Source organism: Allobosea robiniae (genome assembly GCF_900102525.1).
GTDB lineage: Bacteria > Pseudomonadota > Alphaproteobacteria > Rhizobiales > Beijerinckiaceae > Allobosea > Allobosea robiniae.
This window is the reverse complement of sequence record NZ_FNBZ01000002.1, coordinates 476,371-495,061: the sequence shown is the minus strand read 5'-3', so window position 1 is coordinate 495,061 and position 18,691 is coordinate 476,371. Positions and strand designations below refer to the sequence as shown.

General features: G+C 67.3%; 17 protein-coding genes. 14 read left to right on the top strand and 3 right to left on the bottom strand.

What is annotated here, in order from left to right:
- The first annotated feature begins 39 nt into the window (after positions 1 to 39).
- Positions 40 to 1,179, top strand: a complete 1,140-nt coding sequence (gene rnd / locus BLQ70_RS08020) for a ribonuclease D (protein WP_091856533.1) — start codon at positions 40 to 42, stop codon at positions 1,177 to 1,179.
- A gap of 185 nt (positions 1,180 to 1,364) precedes the next feature.
- Positions 1,365 to 1,901 (top strand): fasciclin domain-containing protein, encoded by a 537-nt coding sequence (locus BLQ70_RS08015; RefSeq protein ID WP_425284566.1) that lies wholly within the window; start codon positions 1,365 to 1,367, stop codon positions 1,899 to 1,901.
- 170 nt (positions 1,902 to 2,071) lie between these two features.
- On the opposite strand, the gene fliP is transcribed toward BLQ70_RS08015, so the two are convergent.
- Positions 2,072 to 2,839 (bottom strand): flagellar type III secretion system pore protein FliP, encoded by a 768-nt coding sequence (gene fliP / locus BLQ70_RS08010; protein ID WP_091856676.1) that lies wholly within the window; start codon positions 2,837 to 2,839, stop codon positions 2,072 to 2,074.
- A 162-nt stretch (positions 2,840 to 3,001) separates the two neighbouring features.
- Positions 3,002 to 4,312 (bottom strand): flagellar biosynthetic protein FliO, encoded by a 1,311-nt coding sequence (locus BLQ70_RS08005; protein WP_139163503.1) that lies wholly within the window; start codon positions 4,310 to 4,312, stop codon positions 3,002 to 3,004.
- A gap of 221 nt (positions 4,313 to 4,533) precedes the next feature.
- Here BLQ70_RS08005 and BLQ70_RS08000 point away from each other — a divergent pair, with 221 nt between their 5' ends.
- The 12 genes from BLQ70_RS08000 to BLQ70_RS07945 all read left to right on the top strand — a co-directional run bounded on the left by BLQ70_RS08000 (position 4,534) and on the right by BLQ70_RS07945 (position 17,277).
- Entirely contained in the window at positions 4,534 to 4,935 is a 402-nt protein-coding gene (locus BLQ70_RS08000) for a flagellar basal body protein (RefSeq protein WP_091856530.1), read from the top strand.
- Between the two features lie 2 nt (positions 4,936 to 4,937).
- A complete protein-coding gene (gene flgC, locus BLQ70_RS07995) occupies positions 4,938 to 5,348 on the top strand; it encodes a flagellar basal body rod protein FlgC (RefSeq protein ID WP_061966893.1) in 411 nt (136 codons plus the stop codon).
- Between the two features lie 47 nt (positions 5,349 to 5,395).
- Positions 5,396 to 5,719 (top strand): flagellar hook-basal body complex protein FliE, encoded by a 324-nt coding sequence (fliE, locus tag BLQ70_RS07990; RefSeq protein ID WP_091856529.1) that lies wholly within the window; start codon positions 5,396 to 5,398, stop codon positions 5,717 to 5,719.
- Positions 5,720 to 5,743: 24 nt separating this feature from the next.
- On the top strand, positions 5,744 to 6,010 hold the full coding sequence (gene fliQ / locus BLQ70_RS07985) for a flagellar biosynthesis protein FliQ (protein WP_061966891.1): 267 nt from the start codon (positions 5,744 to 5,746) through the stop codon (positions 6,008 to 6,010).
- Positions 6,011 to 6,102: 92 nt separating this feature from the next.
- Positions 6,103 to 6,858 carry a flagellar biosynthetic protein FliR gene (gene fliR, locus BLQ70_RS07980; protein WP_061966890.1) on the top strand — a complete coding sequence of 252 codons (756 nt, stop codon included), beginning with the start codon at positions 6,103 to 6,105 and terminating at the stop codon, positions 6,856 to 6,858.
- 9 nt (positions 6,859 to 6,867) lie between these two features.
- Complete coding sequence (gene flhB, locus BLQ70_RS07975) at positions 6,868 to 7,935, top strand: flagellar biosynthesis protein FlhB (RefSeq protein WP_061966889.1); 1,068 nt, start codon at positions 6,868 to 6,870, stop codon at positions 7,933 to 7,935.
- Positions 7,936 to 8,007: 72 nt separating this feature from the next.
- A complete protein-coding gene (gene cckA / locus BLQ70_RS07970; protein ID WP_061966888.1) occupies positions 8,008 to 10,512 on the top strand; it encodes a cell cycle histidine kinase CckA in 2,505 nt (834 codons plus the stop codon).
- A 234-nt stretch (positions 10,513 to 10,746) separates the two neighbouring features.
- Positions 10,747 to 11,793 carry a recombinase RecA gene (gene recA, locus BLQ70_RS07965; protein WP_113587307.1) on the top strand — a complete coding sequence of 349 codons (1,047 nt, stop codon included), beginning with the start codon at positions 10,747 to 10,749 and terminating at the stop codon, positions 11,791 to 11,793.
- 188 nt (positions 11,794 to 11,981) lie between these two features.
- The gene (gene alaS, locus BLQ70_RS07960; RefSeq protein WP_091856527.1) at positions 11,982 to 14,624 is read left to right on the top strand and encodes an alanine--tRNA ligase; all 2,643 of its coding nucleotides are present in this window, start codon (positions 11,982 to 11,984) and stop codon (positions 14,622 to 14,624) included.
- A gap of 7 nt (positions 14,625 to 14,631) precedes the next feature.
- Positions 14,632 to 15,795, top strand: coding sequence for a cyclic nucleotide-gated ion channel (locus BLQ70_RS07955; protein WP_170843341.1), 1,164 nt, complete (start codon positions 14,632 to 14,634; stop codon positions 15,793 to 15,795).
- Positions 15,796 to 15,797: 2 nt separating this feature from the next.
- Positions 15,798 to 16,421, top strand: coding sequence for a hypothetical protein (locus BLQ70_RS07950; protein WP_139163502.1), 624 nt, complete (start codon positions 15,798 to 15,800; stop codon positions 16,419 to 16,421).
- Between the two features lie 190 nt (positions 16,422 to 16,611).
- Positions 16,612 to 17,277 (top strand): hypothetical protein, encoded by a 666-nt coding sequence (locus BLQ70_RS07945; protein WP_091856524.1) that lies wholly within the window; start codon positions 16,612 to 16,614, stop codon positions 17,275 to 17,277.
- Positions 17,278 to 17,391: 114 nt separating this feature from the next.
- Here the strand turns inward: BLQ70_RS07945 and BLQ70_RS07940 are convergent, their stop codons facing one another.
- Positions 17,392 to 18,606 carry an NADP-dependent isocitrate dehydrogenase gene (locus BLQ70_RS07940; protein WP_061966882.1) on the bottom strand — a complete coding sequence of 405 codons (1,215 nt, stop codon included), beginning with the start codon at positions 18,604 to 18,606 and terminating at the stop codon, positions 17,392 to 17,394.
- Positions 18,607 to 18,691: the final 85 nt, after the last annotated feature.

Below are 18,691 nucleotides of genomic sequence, written 5' to 3'. Positions count from 1 at the left end.
GACTCGACGAAAGCCTGCTTCCTCCGCTAAGCCGAAGCCATGCATCTCATTTCCGATACCGCCGCGCTCTCCGCCGCCTGCGACCGCCTCGCGACCCACCCCTTCGTCACGGTCGACACCGAGTTCCTGCGCGAGACCACCTATTACCCGAAGCTGTGCCTGATCCAGCTGGCCTCGCCGGACGAGGCGGTGCTGGTCGACCCGCTCTCGCCCGATCTCGACCTCGCCCCCTTCTTCGGGCTGATGGTCAACGACGCCGTCGTGAAGGTCTTCCACGCCGCCCGGCAGGACCTCGAAATCGTCTGGCTGCTCGGGCGTGTCTTGCCGACGCCGCTCTTCGACACGCAGGTCGCGGCCATGGTCTGCGGCTATGGCGACTCGGTCGGCTACGAACAGCTCGCCAACGACCTCGCCAAGGCGCGCATCGACAAGTCCTCGCGCTTCACCGACTGGTCGCGCCGTCCCCTCAACGAGGCGCAACTCGTCTATGCCGAGGCCGACGTCACCCATCTGCGCGACATCTACCTCGCCCTGAAGGCCGATCTCGACGCCAGCGGCCGCGAGAGCTGGGTCGCCGAGGAAATGTCCGTGCTGACCTCGCCGGGGACCTATGAGGTCAAGCCGGAGAATGCCTGGCTGCGCCTCAAGGGCCGCATCCGCAAGCCGCGCGAACTGCCGAACCTGATGGAGATCGCCGCCTGGCGCGAGCGCGAGGCGCAGACCCGCGACGTGCCGCGCCAGCGCGTGCTCAAGGACGACGCGCTGATGGATATCGTCCAGCGCGGTCCGCGTTCGGTCGAGGCGCTGGCGGAACTGCGCTCCGTTCCCAACGGCTTCGAACGCTCGCGCAACGGCGCCGAGGTCCTCGCGGCGATCGAGCGCGCCGCCGCCATCGATCCGAAGACCCTGCCACGGCTGGAGCGCGAGCGTGGCCGGCCGACCAGCGCCGCCGTGCTCGACCTGCTCAAGGTGCTGCTCAAGGCGGTCGCCGATGCCGAGCGCGTCGCGCCCAAGATCATCGCCTCCACCGACGATCTCGAGGCGATCGCCTCCGATGATCTTGCCGAGGTGCCGGCCCTGCAGGGCTGGCGTCGCAGCGTCTTCGGCGAGAAGGCATTGGCGCTGAAGGACGGCTCGCTCAGCCTGCGAATCCAGCGCGGGCGCGTCGTCGTCGCCTGACGCCTGTTTCGCGGCCGGCAGAAATAATTCGATCCGACGGGCTCCCGCGAACGTATTCAGATTACCGAAACCTGACCAGCCATAACGGCTGGCCTGGATAATTCGGTTTTTGCGATAGATTTTCTGCCGCAAATTCTGGAGATCACCCCATGAAACGCACAGTGAATGTGGCGCTTGGCGCCGCAATGAGCCTGCTTGTGTTCGGCGCGAGCGCTTCTCTCGATCCAACCTTCGCGCAAGAGCCTGTAACGGTCGGCGGTGCGCCGATGTTTGCCAACAAGAACATCGTCGAGAATGCCGTCAATTCCAAGGACCACACCACGCTCGTCGCCGCGGTGAAGGCTGCCGGTCTCGTCGACACCCTGATGGGGCCGGGGCCGTTCACTGTCTTCGCGCCCACCAATGCCGCCTTCGGCAAGCTGCCGGCGGGAACGGTGGACATGCTGTTGAAGCCCGACCAGAAGGCCAAGCTGACCGCGGTGCTGACCTATCACGTCGTTCCCGGCAATCTCACCGGTGCCCAGCTGATGGCCGACGCCAAGGCCGGCGGCAGCAAGGCAATGCTGAAGACCGTTCAGGGCGAGACGCTCAAGGTCGCGATGGCCGGCGGCAAGCTGGAGATCATCGACGCCAAGGGCGGCAAGTCGATGGTCACGATCCCGGATGTGAAGCAAAGCAACGGCGTCATCCATGTCGTCGACACAGTGCTGATGCCGAAATAGTCAGCCAGACGGCCTTTCGCCTGCCGGAAGCGCCGTCTCGTGCCGCCGCCCGTGTCACAATCCGGCTTTCGACTCCGGACGCGTGGCGCCGGGCGGCCTCGCAGAACCTGAATCGGGCCGCGAGGGAATCCCGCCAAGCCCCTGACCCGATTCAGGCTTCAGCGCCTGGCTCACCCGCTGCCATAACTCTTCACCAGCGAGCCGGCGACCAGCCCCCAGCCGTCGACCAGCACGAAGAAGATCAGCTTGAACGGCAGCGCCACCGTCACCGGCGGCAGCATCATCATGCCCACCGACATCAGGATCGAGGCGACGACGAGGTCGATGATCAGGAAGGGCACGAAGAGCAGGAAGCCGATCTCGAAGGCCCGGCGCAGTTCCGAGATCATGAAGGCCGGTATCAGGACCTCGACGCCGACATCCTGCGGCTGCTGCGGGCGCGGCGCCTGCGACATGTCGAGGAACAGCTCCAGGTCCTTCTCCCGGACATGCTTGAGCATGAAGGTCTTGAACGGGACGACGCCGCGGTTATAGGCCTCCTGCGGCTGGATCTGGCCCGCGACCAGCGGCTGGACCGCCGTCGTGTAGGCCTCGCGCAGTGTCGGCGCCATGACGAAGCCGGTCAGGAACAGCGACAGCCCGAGGATCACCGCGTTCGGCGGCGCGGTCTGTGTGCCCAGCGCCGAGCGCAGCAGCGACAGCACCACGACGATCCGCGTGAACGACGTCACCATGATCAGGATCGACGGCGCCAGCGACAGGACCGTGATGACGGCGATGAGCTGCAGCGCCCGTTCCGCTACGCCACCGCCCTGCCCGAGATCGAGCGACAGCGTCTGCGGCAGCGCCGGCACCGTCTGAAGCGCGAGCAGCAGCGCGGCCGCCGCCAGGGTGCGCCCGCTTCGAAACCGTCTCGTTCGTCCGCCGATGAAATTCACGCGCGCCGCCACTGCCCGACTCAAGCGACCGGGCGCACCGAGGCTACCGATGCGAAAACGCCGCGCAACCGATGCGCGGCGTCGATGAGCCGGGATGGCCGAGTATCCTGTTGATGGTCGGCCGCCTTCGGGCTGCCGGCCTTCAGCCTGCTGCTTGCCGCCTCAGGATTTGGCCTTGGGATCGCGGCCGAGCAGCCGGGCGAATTCGGCTTCGATCGCGTCGACCGAGAAGGGATCGATCTCCTTCGCAGCCGGCTCGGCCGGCTTTTCCGGCTCGGGCTGTGCCTTCGGGCTCTCGGCCGGGGCCGGCTCGTCCACGCTGGCGGCACGGGCCGGCTCCGCGGGAGCGGGCTCCTCCTCGCCGATCGGTTCGGATTCGGGCGCCGGTTCCGGCTCCGGATGATGCATCTCGGCCGGCTTGGCCTCGAACGGCCGGGGCTCGGGCGCTTTCGAAAGGGGACGATCCAGCGTCAGCCCGAGTGCCGCGGCAAGCTCGGCCTCGACATCGCTCGGAATCGGCTTCTGGCGCGCCGCAGCGGCCGGCTCGGGCTCCGGCACGATCTCGGGCTCGGGGGCCGGCGGCTCGACCACGGGCGCTGCCGCTTCCGTCGGCGGCGCTTCCTCCTCGACGACAGGCGCCGGGAAAAGCTTCTCTGCCGGAACAGGGGGTTCCACGGCCGGCGCAGCATTCTCGGCCGGTGTTTCGGCCGCGAGATTGGCCGGGCGCACGGCGGAGAAGGGCCGCTTCAAGGCCTCCTCGAGCTGGCGGGTCATGTCGTCGAGCTCGCCGGGGCTGACGGCGGGCTGCGGCGCATGTTCGCGTGCGAAGCTGGGCGCGGGTCCGGTGGTGACGGGCGGCGCCGGCATCGCGGGTATCACCGGCTTGGCAGCGGCCGAAACCGCCTCCGCGGCTGCAACGCCCAAAGCGGCGGCAACACCTGCCGAGGCAGCGGTCGCAGCCGCAGGGGTCGGCGCAGTCGGTTCGGCCGGGACCGAAGCCGGACGGGTCGGCAAAGGCGGCAGCAGCTCCGGCCCTTCGGGAGCGTAACCGGCGCGGCGCGCCTCATCCCCGGCCCGCATTGCAGGCTCGCTCGGAGGCACCAGCGTCTCGAACGGCGGCAGCGGCCGATCCGCCGTGGCGGTGTCGACATAGGCGGGCGCCGCAGCGCGACCGCCGCTGCGCAGGATATTGGTCTCGACCACGACGTCGGACGCGCCGCCGATCATCACCAGGTGCTCGATATTGTCCCGCCGGATCAGGACGAGCTGGCGCTGGCGATCGAGGTCGTAGGTATCGACCACGCCGAGACGGGGCTGGCGCTGCCGCCCCCCGGCCTGGCCGCGCAGCCGAAGCCGCCCGCCCTGGATCTGCCGCACGAACAGGCCCAGCAGGGCGAGCAGCACAAGAATGACGACAGAGGCGACGATCACCTTCTGCGCGGTGGAGAGTTCCAATCCGAACAAGCTCTGCAAGGTCTGCCTCTTACGCGACGGCCGCCCGGACGGCCGTTAAGTCCCGCCCATGGTTGAACACCTTGGCTATAGCATAACGCTTTCGCTATCGGGAAACATGGTGAACGTGTGGTTAACCACACCTGCGAAACACCGCTCCTTAACCGGATATTAACCATGCACCCGGCAGGATTTGCCGAGTGGACCGGCCTCGCCGGTGGCGAAAACGGGGAGCAGGAGCCATGGCGAATGACGGCTTGAACGTCAGCGGCGGCCTGATGCAGTCGCTGAAACTGCGCATGCACTACCAGCAGTCGCGCCAGAAGATCCTCGCCGAGAACGTCGCCAATGCCGACAGCCCCGGTTTCCGCCCGGTCGACCTCAAGCCGCCGAGCGTCGATCCGGCGCGCGCCGGCGTGGCGCTCGCCCAGACCAATGCCGGCCATATGAGCCTGACCAGCACCAATGGCGGCTTCGACGGCACCGGTGCCCCGCGCTTCGAGACCACGCCCAACGGCAACGCGGTGAACCTCGAGGACGAGATGCTCAAGGTCGCGCAGAACCAGTCGGACTACCAGCTCGCCGCCTCGCTTTACAGCAAGGGCCTCGGCCTGATGAAGATCGCCATCGGCAAGGGGCGCTGATCATGGACCTGATCAAGAGCATCGCCGTCGCCGCTTCAGGCCTGCGCAGCCAGTCGGGGCGCATGCGCGTCATCTCCGAGAACATCGCCAACGCCGATTCCGGCCCGGAGCGCGCCGGCGCCGAGCCCTATCGGCGCAAGGTCCCGACCTTCCAGCGCCATTTCGACCGCACCCTCGACGCCCAGCTCGTCGCGCTCGGCAAGGTCCAGCGCGACCAGAGCGCCTTCAGGGTCAAGCACGATCCGGGCAACCCCGCAGCCGACGCCAAAGGCGACGTGCAGATGCCGAACGTCAATTCGCTGGTCGAGATGGTCGACATGCGCGAGGCCCAGCGCAGCTACGAGGCCAATCTCAACCTGATCTCTTCGACGCGCCGGATGATCCAGCGCACCATCGACATCCTGCGCGCCTGAACCGCCCGGCGACCGAAACAAGCACTCCAGAAGGGGACTAGACCGCCATGGCCACTCCGGGTTTCGCCGCAGGCGCCTATGCCTCCATCCAGGGGATGGGTGCCGGCAATCTGATGCGCAAGCCGCTCGCCACGGGCGCAGCGGAAGCGGGCGGGCCGGATTTCTCCGCCCTGCTCGGCAAGGCGCTCGACGCCACCGCCACTGCCGGACGTGAGGCCGATGCCCAGACCGCGAGCGTCGCCGGCGGGCGGGCCGACATCGTCAATGTCGTGACCGCGGTGGCCGAGAGCGAGGCCGCGATCGAGACCCTGGTCGCCGTGCGCGATCGGGTCATCGCGGCCTATGAGGAAATCATGCGGATGCCGGTCTGACGGCGACAGGATCGGACGAGCATTATGACTTCCGGAGCCATTCTCGACATCGCCCGCGACGGCATCGTCGTCTTCCTCAAGGTCGGCGGCCCGCTGATGCTGATCGCGCTCGCGGTCGGCCTCATCGTCTCGCTGGTGCAGGCGCTGACGCAGATCCAGGAACAGACGCTGGTCTTCGTGCCGAAGATCATCGCCGTCTTTGCCGGATTGCTGCTGTTTCTTCCGTTCATGGGAAGCGCGCTGGCGGGTTATATGGGGCGAGTCGCCGCCCGAATCGCCACGGGCGGATGAGCCCGTCGCGCCTGCTGCCGGCCCTGGCCGGCGCGGGGCCGCGGCGCCCGTCCTGGCGTGCAAGTCCTTGGCGTGAAGGTCCCCGCGGCACGATGCAGATCGCGATCCTGCCAGAGATCAGCGCCCTTTTCGTGCTCGTCTTCGCGCGGGTCGGCACGCTCGTCATGCTGATGCCCGGCATCGGCGAGCGCTTCATCTTCTCGCGGGCGCGGCTGTCGCTCGCCTTCTTCATCGCCCTGATGATCGTGCCCGTCGCCCGCCCTTCCCTGCGCGTGCCCGGCGACGTCTCCGGCGTCGTCACCCTGCTCGTCGGCGAATTGCTGATCGGCCTCGTTATCGGGCTCTGCGCCCGGCTGGTGATGGCCTGCCTGCAGACCGCCGGCACGCTCGTCGCGCAGACCATGGGGTTGGGCTTCGCCATGACCGTCGATCCGACCGGCGGCATGCAGAATCCCTCGATCGGCAACTTCCTGACGATGCTCGGCATCACGCTGATCCTGACCACGGACCTGCACCACATCGCCATCGCCGCGATCCATGAGAGCTATCGCCTGCTGCCGCCGGGCGGCGCCGTCGACATGACCGACGTGATGGCGCTGGCGATCCGCTCGACGGCGCGCGGCTTCGCCCTGGCGATTCAGATCTCGGCGCCCTTTCTCGTCTTCGGCCTGTTGTTCAATCTCGGCCTCGGCGTGCTCGCGCGGATGATGCCGCAATTGCAGGTCTTCTTCCTCGCCGTGCCGGCCTCGATCATGGGCGGCATGCTCGTCATGCTCGTCGTGCTCGGCGTGATGATGAGCGTCTTCATCGACGACCTCGGCGCCTTCCTCCGTCAGTTCACCGGCTGAGGGGGCGCAATGTCCGAGGAAGCCGAAAACGAAGACAGAACAGAAGACCCGACCCAGCGAAAGCTGGACGAGGCCACCGAGAAAGGCGACGTCCCCAAATCGCAGGAGATAGGGACCTTCTTCGTGCTCTGCGGCTTCACGCTCGCCTTGATGGTGGCTGCCGGCTGGTCTGCCCGCGAGGCGATGCTGTCCTTGCGCTCCTTCCTGATGAACGCGCATCAGGTCCCATCCGACGGGGCCTCGTTCATGCAGGTCACGCAGCGCGGCGTGCTCACCGGCTTCATGGCGCTGGGCCTGCCTTTCGCCTTCATCCTCTGCGCGGGCCTCGCCGGCGCCATGCTCCAGCACAAGCCGCTCTGGACCTTCGAGCCGCTGATGCCGAAGTTCAACCGGATCTCGCCAATGGCCGGCGCCAAGCGGCTCTTCGGCAAGGAGGCCTGGGTCAACTTCGCCAAGGGCCTGGCCAAGACGACGCTGATCGGCGTCGTCGTCTGGTACACGCTCTGGGGCCAGCACGACCGGCTCGAAGGCTTCGCGCAGATGAGCGTCGAGGCGCTGATGCCGGCGACACTGTCGCTCGCCATCCAGCTGATGGGCGCGGTGCTTGCTCTTTTCGCCATCATTGCCATCGGCGATTTCGGCTGGCAGCGCTTCTCCTGGTACCAGCGCCAGAAGATGACGAAGCAGGAGATGAAGGACGAGTTCAAGAACTCGGAGGGCAATCCCGAGGTCAAGGCGAAGCTGCGCCAGATCCGCGCCAGCCGCGTCCGCAAGCGCATGATGGCGGCGGTGCCCAAGGCGACGGTGATCATCACCAACCCGACCCACTTCGCCGTCGCCCTGCAATACGAGCCCGGCATGGCGGCACCGCTCTGCCTCGCCAAGGGCGTCGACACCATGGCCCTGAAGATCCGCGAGGTCGCCGGCGAGCACCGCGTGCCGATCATCGAGAACCCGCCTTTGGCGCGTGCGCTTTACGCCACGGTCGACATCGACGAAGAAATTCCTGTCGAACACTATCAGGCCGTCGCCGAAGTCATCGGATACGTCTTGCGCCTGAAGGGTCGGCGCGCCTAACTCGGCAGGGATGCGAAGGAAGGATGGCCGCGGAGTTTCCGCAGCGGCCCCAAGCGAACGGACTCCACCGCAATGAGCGGCACCACGGCGACCAATACGATCGATCGCTCCGACAAGCCCGGCCATATCGGGATCATCCTGTTCGTGGCCGCCCTGCTTGTGGGCGCAGCGATCGCGCTCGGCTTCCTCGCCAATGAATGGGCGCAGCCGCTGATCCTCGGCCTGCTGGCCCTGCTCTCGGTCGTCGGCGTCTTCGGGCTCTTCGCCTTCGCCATCGGACTCGTGCAGTTTTCCGGCCGCGCCGCCCGCAACGACCTGACCAAGGCTGTCGTCGATGGCGCCGATGACGGCATCGTGGTGACCGAGAGCGAAAACGAGATCGTCTATGCCAACGAGGCCTATCTGGCGCTGGCGGGCGCGACAGGCGCCAACGACCTCAAGCCCGTCGGCCGCCTGCTGACCGGCCGCGCCGACGTCTCCGAAGCGATCTACCGGCTCGCCACCGCAGCCCGCGAGCATCGCCGCCTGGTCGAGGAGGTCCGCCTTGAGCCCGCCCTGAACGGACGCAGCGAGGTCGGCTGGTACCGCGTCCGGGTCTCGCCCGTCCGCCGCGAGACCTCGACCGCGACGCTCTGGTCGGTCGCCGACATCACGCCCGACCGCGAGCGCCAGGAAAACGCCTTCCAGGAACTCCAGCACGCGATAGACTATCTCGACCACGCGCCGGCCGGGTTCATCTCGATCGATGCCGATGGCGAGATCTCCTATCTCAACGCGACGCTCTCCGGCTGGCTCGATTTCGATCTCGCCCGCTTCGGCTCCGGCGGCCTGCATCTCGACGATGTCTGCACGCCCTCCGCCGCCGCCCTGCTCCAGGCGATCCGCGGCCAGCCCGGCGATGTCCGCGTCGAAGTTCTCGATGTCGACCTGAAGCGCCGCAACGGCGCGCCCCTGCCCGTGCGCCTGCACCATCAGGTCGCCTTCGGGCAGGATGGCCGCGCCGGCCCGTCGCGCACCCTCGTCCTCAACCGCACGGCCGGCGAGGCCGGCTCCGACGGCGGCAGCGACGCCGAGGTCCGCTTCGCCCGCTTTTTCCATTCAACGCCGATGGCGATTGCCACCATCGACGAGACCGGCGCCATCCTGCATTCCAACGCCGCCTTCGCCCGCCTGATCCCGGCGGGCCTGCGGCCGCAGACCATCCACGACCTCGTCGCCTCCGGTGCCGGCCTCGATGCGGCGCTGGCCGAGGTGGTGGCCGGGCGCTCGGGTGGCGCCCCGCTGGATCTGGCGCTCGCCGGCGAGGATGGCCGCTCGGCCAAGCTCTATCTCACCCCGGTCGCCGGCACCGAAGGCGGCGACGGCGAGCGCGCCATCGTCTACGCGCTGGAGACCACGGCCGAGCGCAAGCTGCGCGACAACATGGACCAGGCCGGCAAGATGCAGGCGGTCGGCCAGCTCGCCGGCGGCATCGCGCACGACTTCAACAACGTGCTGCAGGTCATCATCAACGCCTCCGAGTTCCTGCTGGCGAGCCACCGGCCGACCGACCCGTCCTTCCCGGACATCATGCAGATCAAGCAGAATGCCTACCGCGCCGCGGCGCTGGTGCGGCAGCTGCTCGCCTTCTCGCGCCGCCAGACGCTGCGCCCGCAGGTGCTGGAGCTCGGCGAGGTGCTCTCCGATCTCTCGCTGATGCTGAAGCGCGTCGTCGCCGACAAGGTCACGCTCGACGTCCGCCAGGGCCGCGACCTCTGGCCGGTCAAGGCCGATCTCGGCCAGCTCGAACAGGTCATCGTCAACCTCGCGGTCAACGCCCGCGACGCGATGCCGGACGGCGGCAAGCTCGCGGTCCGCACCCGCAACGTCACCCGCGAGGACTGCGCCTCCTTCGGCCAGGACGCCCTGCCTGCCGACGACTACGTCCTGCTGGAGGTCGAGGACAGCGGCACCGGCATCCCGCAGGAATATCTCGACAAGATCTTCGAGCCCTTCTTCACCACCAAGGAGGTCGGCAAGGGCACCGGCCTCGGCCTCTCGATGGTCTACGGCATCGTCAAGCAGACCGGCGGCTATGTTTTCGTCGACTCGACCATCGGCAAGGGCACGAACTTCCGCATCTTCCTGCCGCGCCATGTCCCGAGCCAGGAGGATATCGCCGCCGAGGCCGCGGCCAAGGAAGCGCCGAAGAAGCTCGCCGCCGATCATACCGGCGCCGGCGTCATCCTGCTGGTCGAGGACGAGGATGCGGTGCGCGCGCTCAACGCCCGCATGCTGGTCTCGCGCGGCTATACCGTCCACGAGGCGGCCTCGGGCGTCGAGGCGCTCGACCTCTTCCTGCAGAACGACGGCAAGATCGACCTCGTCGTCTCCGACGTGGTGATGCCGGAGATGGACGGCCCGACGCTGCTCGGCGAACTCCGCAAGCGCAACCCGGACACCAAGGTCGTCTTCGTCTCCGGCTATGCCGAGGAGGCCTTCCGCAAGAACCTGCCCGAGGGCGAGGAATTCCACTTCCTGCCCAAGCCCTTCACGATGAAGCAGCTCGTCGAGACGGTGAAGGCGGCGATGGGCTGAGGCCGACGGCGCCCGAGCATCCGGGCGCCATATTCCGCTGCGGCGGCCCTGCCTGTGACAGCTCCTGACACCCCTCCTGACAGAAACTGACACCGAGAACAAAAAAAGAACTTGCGAACAAGAACAAAGCGTGACCATCCTCATGTCAAGACGCATTGAGATGTCCCCGTCGCCCTGCCATAAGGAGCCCGAACCGTGAATCAGGCGAATCTCAAACTCGTGGAAGGCTCCTCGATGGACAAGGCCAAGGCGCTCGATGCAGCGCTCTCCCAGATCGAACGCGCCTTCGGCAAGGGTTCGATCATGCGGCTCGGCAAGAACTCGCCGTCGATCGAGATCGAGACCATCTCCACGGGTTCGCTCGGGCTCGACATCGCGCTCGGCGTCGGCGGCCTGCCCAAGGGCCGCATCGTCGAGATCTACGGACCGGAATCCTCCGGCAAGACCACGCTGGCGCTGCACACCATCGCCGAGGCCCAGAAGAAGGGTGGCGTCTGCGCTTTCGTCGATGCCGAGCACGCGCTCGATCCGGTCTATGCCCGCAAGCTCGGCGTCAATCTCGACGACCTCCTGATCTCGCAGCCCGATACCGGCGAGCAGGCGCTCGAGATCACCGATACCCTCGTCCGCTCCGGCGCCATTGACGTGCTGGTCATCGACTCCGTCGCCGCGCTCACGCCCCGCGCCGAGATCGAGGGCGAGATGGGCGATGTCCAGCCCGGCCTGCAGGCCCGCCTGATGAGCCAGGCCCTGCGCAAGCTCACCGCCTCGATCTCGCGCTCGAACTGCATGGTCATCTTCATCAACCAGATCCGCATGAAGATCGGCGTGATGTACGGTTCCCCGGAGACCACCACCGGCGGCAACGCACTGAAGTTCTACGCCTCCGTGCGCCTCGACATCCGCCGCGTCTCGACGCTGAAGGAGCGCGACGAGGCGACCGGCAACCAGGTCCGCGTCAAGGTCGTCAAGAACAAGGTCGCGCCGCCCTTCAAGCAGGTCGAGTTCGACATCATGTTCGGCGAGGGTATCTCGAAGGTCGGCGAATTGATCGATCTCGGCGTCAAGGCCGGCATGGTCGAGAAGGCTGGCGCCTGGTTCTCCTTCGACAGCCAGCGTCTCGGCCAGGGCCGCGAGAACGCCAAGACCTTCCTCAAGAACAACCCTGACCTGGCCGCCAAGATCGAGGCCACGATCCGGCAGAATTCCGGCCTCGTCGCGGACCGCATCCTCGATCAGGCGGACCCGACCGCGGACGATCTCGACGAAGGCGAGGCCTGATCGCGGCCTGCACTGTCCCGGACGAAGACGCGGGCGGCCTTCGGGCCGCCCTTTTCGTTTGCGGATAAGGCCTTGCCCGGTGTGCGCTGCGTCAAGCTTTCTGGACAGCGGCAAGCCGCCTGACTAGAACCGGTCCTTCCTGCCGGGCGCGCCCGGCCTCCTGCCCCAGATCAGAGCGCAAAAGAGCGATGAGCGGCGTCAACGATATCCGGTCGACCTTCCTCGACTACTTCAAGTCCCAGGGCCACGAGATCGTGCCGTCGAGCCCGCTCGTGCCGCGCAACGACCCGACGCTGATGTTCGCCAATTCGGGCATGGTGCAGTTCAAGAACGTCTTCACCGGCCAGGAGAAGCGCCCGTATTCGCGTGCCACCACCGCCCAGAAATGCGTGCGCGCCGGCGGCAAGCACAACGACCTCGACAATGTCGGCTACACCGCGCGCCACCACACCTTCTTCGAGATGCTGGGGAATTTCTCCTTCGGCGATTATTTCAAGGAGCAGGCGATCCATCACGCCTGGACGCTGGTCACCCGCGAGTTCGGCCTGCCCAAGGACAAGCTGACGGTCACCGTCTATTCCGAGGACGACGAGGCGCACGCTCTCTGGAAGAAGATCGCCGGCCTGACCGACGACAAGATCATCCGCATCGCGACCTCGGATAATTTCTGGCGGATGGGCGATACCGGTCCCTGCGGCCCCTGCTCCGAGATCTTCTACGACCATGGCGACCATATCTGGGGCGGCCCGCCCGGCTCGGCCGAGGAGGATGGCGATCGCTTCATCGAGATCTGGAATCTCGTGTTCATGCAGTACGAGGAGGCCGCGGGCGGCATCCGCACCAACCTGCCTCGCCCCTCGATCGACACCGGCATGGGGCTGGAGCGCATCGCGGCCGTGCTCCAGGGCACGCATGACAACTACAATATCGACCTGTTCCGCGCCCTGATCACGGCCATCGCCGACCTGACCTCGGTCGATCCGGACGGGCCGATGAAGGCGAGCCACCGCGTCATCGCCGACCATCTGCGCTGCTCGGCCTTCCTGATCGCCGACGGCGTGCTGCCGTCGAACGAGGGCCGCGGCTATGTGCTGCGCCGGATCATGCGTCGGGGCATGCGCCATGCGCAGCTCCTCGGTGCCAAGGAGCCGCTGCTCCACAAGCTCGTCCCGGCGCTGACCCGCGAGATGGGCCGCGCCTATCCCGAATTGCTGCGTGCCGAAGCGCTGATCACCGAGACGCTGAAGCTGGAGGAGACCCGCTTCCGCACCACGCTGGCACGCGGCCTCACCCTGCTCGACGACGCCTCGAAGGACCTGACCGCCGGCCAGAGCCTCAAGGGCGACGTCGCCTTCACGCTCTACGACACCTACGGCTTCCCGCTCGACCTGACGCAGGACGCGCTGCGCGCCCGCGAGATCACGGTCGATACCGAGGGCTTCGACGCCGCCATGCAGCAGCAGAAGGCCAAGGCGCGCGCCGCCTGGGCCGGCACCGGCGAGGCCGCGACCGAGGCGCTCTGGTTCCCGCTGCGCGACAAGGTCGGCGCCACCGAGTTCCTCGGCTACGACACCGAGATTGCCGAGGGCGTGGTCACCGCGCTGATCCGCGACAATGCCGAGGTTCCCGCGCTGAAGGCCGGCGAGAGCGGCTTCATGCTGGTCAACCAGACGCCGTTCTACGGCGAATCCGGAGGCCAGGTCGGCGATGCCGGCGTGGCGAAGGCGCCGGGCGCGCTGGTCGAGGTTTCCGACGTCCAGAAGAAGCTCGGCGACGTCTTCGCCCACAGCATCACGGTCAAGGAAGGCGAGTTGAAGCTCGGCGCCGCCGTTGAGCTCGTCGTCGACCATGAGCGCCGCTCCGCGATCCGCGCCAACCATTCGGCGACGCATCTGCTGCACGAGGCGCTGCGCCTCGTCCTCGGCGACCATGTCGCGCAGAAGGGCTCGCTGGTCTCGGCCGATCGCCTGCGCTTCGACTTCTCGCATCCAAAGCCGATCAGCGCCGAGGAACTGCGCGAGGTCGAGGAGATCGCCAACGCGATCGTCCTCCAGAATGAGCCGGTCACGACCCGCCTGATGAGCGTCGACGAGGCCATCGCCTCGGGGGCACGCGCTCTCTTCGGCGAGAAATACGGCGACGAGGTCCGCGTCGTCGCGATGGGCACCAACCCGGCCGGCCGCGCCTATTCGGTCGAGCTCTGCGGCGGCACCCATGCCGCGCGCACCGGCGATATCGGTCTCGTCAGCATCGTCGGCGAAGGTGCCGTCGCGGCCGGCGTGCGCCGCCTCGAAGCCATGACGGGTAATGGAGCCCGCCTGCGCCTCAACGAGGAATCGCGCCTGCTCGACGGACTGGCGAGCCTGCTCAAGGTCCCCGCCGCCGAGGCCGGCAACCGCCTGGCCGCGCTGATCGAGGAACGCCGCAAGCTCGACCGCGAACTGACCGAGGCTCGCAAGAAGCTCGCCATGGGTGGCGGCGGTGCGGCCGAGGAGCCCATCCAGGAGATCGCGGGCGCCAAGCTGCTGGCCCGCGCCGTCACCGGTGTCGAGATGAAGGACCTGAAGAGCCTCGCCGACGAGGCCAAGGCTCGCGTCGGCTCCGGCGTCGTCGCCATCGTCGGTGTGGCCGATGACGGCAAGGCCGGCGTCGTCGTCGGCGTCACGCCCGACCTGACCGAGCGTTTCGACGCGGTCGCACTGGTCCGTGCTGCCTCCGAGCAGCTCGGCGGCAAGGGCGGCGGCGGACGCCGCGACATGGCCCAGGCCGGTGGGCCGGACGGCAGCAAGGCGCAAGCCGCGCTCGATGCCGTCGCGGCTGCGATGGGCTGACAGGGATATGGCCGCCGCCACGCCTGAACAGGGCTGGCGGCGGCAGGTTCACCTGTGGTTCGATCACGGTGCCGGCGATGATCTCGTCGCCACTGTAATCCACCGGGCGCTGGTCGCGCTGATCTCAGCCAACGTGCTGGCGATCGTGCTGGAATCCGTTCCCACGCTCGCCGCCCGCTTCGGCCCCGGTTTCGACCTGCTGGAGCGCGCCTCGCTCGCGGTCTTCACCCTCGAATATGCCATCCGCATCTGGATCGCGCCCGAGCATGCCCGCTATCGCGGCCTGAGCGCGACACGGGCGCGGCTCGACTATCTCCGCTCCGTCCCAGCCATCATCGATCTGCTCGCGATCCTGCCGCTCGCCGCCAGTCTCATCGGCTTCGGCGAGATCAGGATCCTGCTGCTGCTGCGGCTGCTGCGCTTCTTCAAGCTCGGCCGCTATTCGCCCGGCATGGCCTCGCTCGCCGCAGCGCTGGCCTCCGAGCGCAAGGCGCTGGTCGCCTGCTTCGTCATCCTGATGGGCGTGATGCTGGTGGCGGCGAGCGCGATGCATCTGGTCGAGCACGAGGCCCAGCCCGACAAGTTCGGCACCATCCCCGATGCGATGTGGTGGGCGATCATTACCCTGACCACGGTCGGTTACGGCGATGTCTTCCCGGTCACCGCAGCCGGCAAGGCGGTCGCGGCCGTCACCGCGGTGCTCGGCCTCGTCATGCTCGCCCTGCCGGTCGGCATCGTCGCCACCGCCTTCGCACAGGAGATCCACCGGCGCGAATTCGTGGTCACCTGGAGCATGATCGCGCGCGTGCCGCTGTTCGGCGCGCTGGATGCGAACGAAATCGCCGCCGTAATGCAATTCCTGCGCGCCCAGACGGTGCGCAGCGGCGCCGTCATCATGCATCAGGGCGAGCCCGGCCGGGCGCTGTATTTCATCGCCAGCGGCGAGGTCGAGGTCGCGCTCGCCAACAGTCGGGACCGGCTCGACGAAGGCCATTTTTTCGGCGAACTCCAGCTTGATGATATCGCCATCGCGAGCCACTCGCCCTGCCCGCAAGCGGCGGTGGCGACGGCTCCTTCCAAGCTTCTGGTGCTCGACCCCATCGATTTCCGGGCACTCACCACACGCCATCCCCGGCTTGCCGAGCGCATCCGGACGCTGGCGAGAGGATGAACGTGAAACGCCGTTTCCTGATCGGGCTTGCCGCCCTGCTCCTGCCGGCGCTCGCCGCCGCGCAGACGAAGCCCGCCCAACGCCGTAACGATGCCCCCGCCCTCTCCGCGGCGCGGACCATCGTCGCCGGCGCGCCGCTCAGCGTCTTCCTCACGCGCATGCCGCAAGGCGCGCGCCTCGCCATCGCGCGCCCGGATGATCCGGCAGACAAGGCGATCGTCGTCGTCGAGCCTAGGACCACGGTGCCGACCCTCCCCACCCCTGGCGCCGTCGGGATTTACGAACTGCGCCTGACGGTGGAAAAGGCCGGCGCGCCCACGATCCTGCTGCGCCAGCCGCTCGCGACGACAGAGCCGAGTGCGACGCTCGCTGCGCCCGAGCGTGTCGGCCGCGGCCAGGGCGTGCCGGTGCGCGGCATCGGCCCCAATGGCGAGCAGGACCGCGTGATGCTGGTGAAGCCGGACGCGCCGGCCGACACGGACGGCCCGCGCTTCTTCCCCGCGGAGAATGTCGAGGCAACGCTGGAAGCGCCGGACCAGCCGGGTGTCTATGAGTTGCGCTACATCCTGCATGCGCCGCTGGCGGAGCATCGCATCCTGGCGCGGCGGCTGGTCAGGGTGGAATGACCGGACACATCGCGATGCGGCTTGAGCGAAACCGCCCTGCCGCCTGAACTGCCCCCTTCAGTCACTTCCTTGCGACTATGCCGAGGCCGCCCCCAACAGGCCGAAAGCCATGTTAGGCTGCCCCTGCACCGGCTGCGGGCGTCGCTGAACGAACGTAGCCAAGAGCGAAGAAGACCAGGGAGACCGAACGATGAGCGCAAAATACGTCACGCTTGCTGCGACCTTCGGATTGCTGGCGCTAACCGGCAGCACCGCCCAGGCTCAGACCTCGGATATGACCTTTTTCATCACGAGCGCTGGCTCCGGCAAGGGCGCGGATCTCGGCGGGCTGGCGGGTGCCGATGCGATTTGCCAGCGCCTCGCCCAGGCGGCCGGCGCCGGCAGCAAGACCTGGCACGCCTATCTGTCGACGCAGGCAGCCGGCAGCACCGCCGCGGTCAATGCGCGCGATCGGATCGGCGCCGGCCCCTGGCGCAATGCCAAGGGTGCGGTGATCGCGAACAGCGTCGCGGACCTGCATGGCGGCGCGGCGAACCTCACCAAGCAGACGGCGCTCACCGAGAAGGGCGAAGCCGTCAACGGCCGCGGCGACACGCCCAACGAGCACGACATCCTGACCGGCTCGCAGCCCGACGGCACGGCCTTCGCCCCGGGCGAGGATCGCACCTGCGGGAACTATACGAAAAGCGGCGCGGAGGGCGCGGTGATGATGGGCCACCATGACCGGACCGGGCTCGACGAGTCGCCGCCCGCGAAATCCTGGAACAGCTCACATGCCTCGCGCGGCGGCTGCAGCCAGGACGCCCTGAAAGGCACGGGCGGCGCCGGGCGGCTTTACTGCTTCGCCGTCAATTGACCTGATCGCGCAGCGACGGGCAGGTTCAAGTCACGACGTCCTGCCGTCACCGTTGATGAAAAAAGCCCGGCCTTTCGGCCGGGCTTCTCATTCCACGCAATGATGCGCCCTAAATCAGGCGGCCATCGCCTTGCGCATGTTGTCGCTGACCTTCTCGAGGAAGCCGGTGGTCGAGAGCCACTTCTGCTCGGCGCCGACCAGCAGGGCGAGGTCCTTGGTCATGTCGCCGGCCTCGACGGTGTCGACCGTGACCTTCTCCAGCAGCGCTGCGAACTTGGCGAGCTCGGCATTGTTGTCGAGCTTGGCGCGGTGCGCGAGGCCACGGGTCCAGGCGAAGATCGAGGCGATCGAGTTCGTCGAGGTCTCCTTGCCCTTCTGGTGCTCGCGGTAGTGGCGGGTCACCGTGCCGTGCGCGGCCTCGGCCTCGACGGTCTTGCCGTCGGGCGTCATCAGCACCGAGGTCATCAGGCCGAGCGAGCCGAAGCCCTGCGCCACGGTGTCGGACTGCACGTCGCCGTCGTAGTTCTTGCAGGCCCAGACATAGCCACCCGACCACTTCATCGCGGAAGCGACCATGTCGTCGATCAGGCGGTGCTCGTAGGTGATGCCGAGCTTGTCGAATTCCGCCTTGAATTCGGCCTGGTAGATCTCCTCGAAGATATCCTTGAAGCGCCCGTCATAGGTCTTGAGGATGGTGTTCTTGGTCGAGAGATAGACTGGGTATTTGCGGATCAGGCCGTAGTTCAGCGAAGCGCGGGCGAAGTCGCGGATCGACTCGTCGAGATTGTACATCGCCATGGCGACGCCGGCCTCGGGGGCCTTGAAGACCTCCTTCTCGATGACGTTGCCGTCCTCGCCGACGAACTTGATCGACAGCGTGCCCTTGCTCGGGAACTTGAAATCGGTGGCGCGGTACTGGTCGCCATAGGCATGGCGACCGATGACGATCGGCTGGGTCCAGCCGGGAACCAGGCGCGGCACGTTCTTGCAGATGATCGGCTCGCGGAAGATCACGCCGCCGAGGATGTTGCGGATCGTACCGTTCGGCGACTTCCACATCGACTTCAGGTTGAACTCCTTCACGCGGCCCTCGTCCGGCGTGATGGTGGCGCATTTCACCGCGACGCCATGCTTCTTGGTGGCGTTGGCGGCGTCGATCGTGACCTGGTCGTCGGTCGCGTCGCGGTTCTCGACCGAGAGGTCGTAATAATCGAGCTCGAGATCCAGATACGGGAAGATCAGGGTATCCTTGATCTTCTGCCAGATGATCCGGGTCATCTCGTCGCCGTCCATGTCGACGACCGGGTTGGCGACCTTGATCTTGCTCATGCGATGACCCCTGTTCTCTCCAGATAGAACGATCCGAAATCGCGGCTTTCGGCCACGATCCACGGCTGGGTCGCTTCCTAGCTCG

What these genes read in the sequence shown, in the direction of transcription:
- fliE (WP_091856529.1), top strand. Translation starts at nt 5,396, where the DNA reads ATGGCCACTCCGGGTTTCGCCGCAGGCGCCTATGCCTCCATCCAGGGG.
- BLQ70_RS07945 (WP_091856524.1), top strand. Translation starts at nt 16,612, where the DNA reads ATGAGCGCAAAATACGTCACGCTTGCTGCGACCTTCGGATTGCTGGCG.
- BLQ70_RS07940 (WP_061966882.1), bottom strand. Translation starts at nt 18,606, where the DNA reads ATGAGCAAGATCAAGGTCGCCAACCCGGTCGTCGACATGGACGGCGAC.
- rnd (WP_091856533.1), top strand. Translation starts at nt 40, where the DNA reads ATGCATCTCATTTCCGATACCGCCGCGCTCTCCGCCGCCTGCGACCGC.
- cckA (WP_061966888.1), top strand. Translation starts at nt 8,008, where the DNA reads ATGAGCGGCACCACGGCGACCAATACGATCGATCGCTCCGACAAGCCC.
- BLQ70_RS08015 (WP_425284566.1), top strand. Translation starts at nt 1,365, where the DNA reads ATGAGCCTGCTTGTGTTCGGCGCGAGCGCTTCTCTCGATCCAACCTTC.
- alaS (WP_091856527.1), top strand. Translation starts at nt 11,982, where the DNA reads ATGAGCGGCGTCAACGATATCCGGTCGACCTTCCTCGACTACTTCAAG.
- BLQ70_RS07955 (WP_170843341.1), top strand. Translation starts at nt 14,632, where the DNA reads ATGGCCGCCGCCACGCCTGAACAGGGCTGGCGGCGGCAGGTTCACCTG.
- flhB (WP_061966889.1), top strand. Translation starts at nt 6,868, where the DNA reads ATGTCCGAGGAAGCCGAAAACGAAGACAGAACAGAAGACCCGACCCAG.
- BLQ70_RS08000 (WP_091856530.1), top strand. Translation starts at nt 4,534, where the DNA reads ATGGCGAATGACGGCTTGAACGTCAGCGGCGGCCTGATGCAGTCGCTG.
- recA (WP_113587307.1), top strand. Translation starts at nt 10,747, where the DNA reads ATGGACAAGGCCAAGGCGCTCGATGCAGCGCTCTCCCAGATCGAACGC.
- fliQ (WP_061966891.1), top strand. Translation starts at nt 5,744, where the DNA reads ATGACTTCCGGAGCCATTCTCGACATCGCCCGCGACGGCATCGTCGTC.
- flgC (WP_061966893.1), top strand. Translation starts at nt 4,938, where the DNA reads ATGGACCTGATCAAGAGCATCGCCGTCGCCGCTTCAGGCCTGCGCAGC.
- fliR (WP_061966890.1), top strand. Translation starts at nt 6,103, where the DNA reads ATGCAGATCGCGATCCTGCCAGAGATCAGCGCCCTTTTCGTGCTCGTC.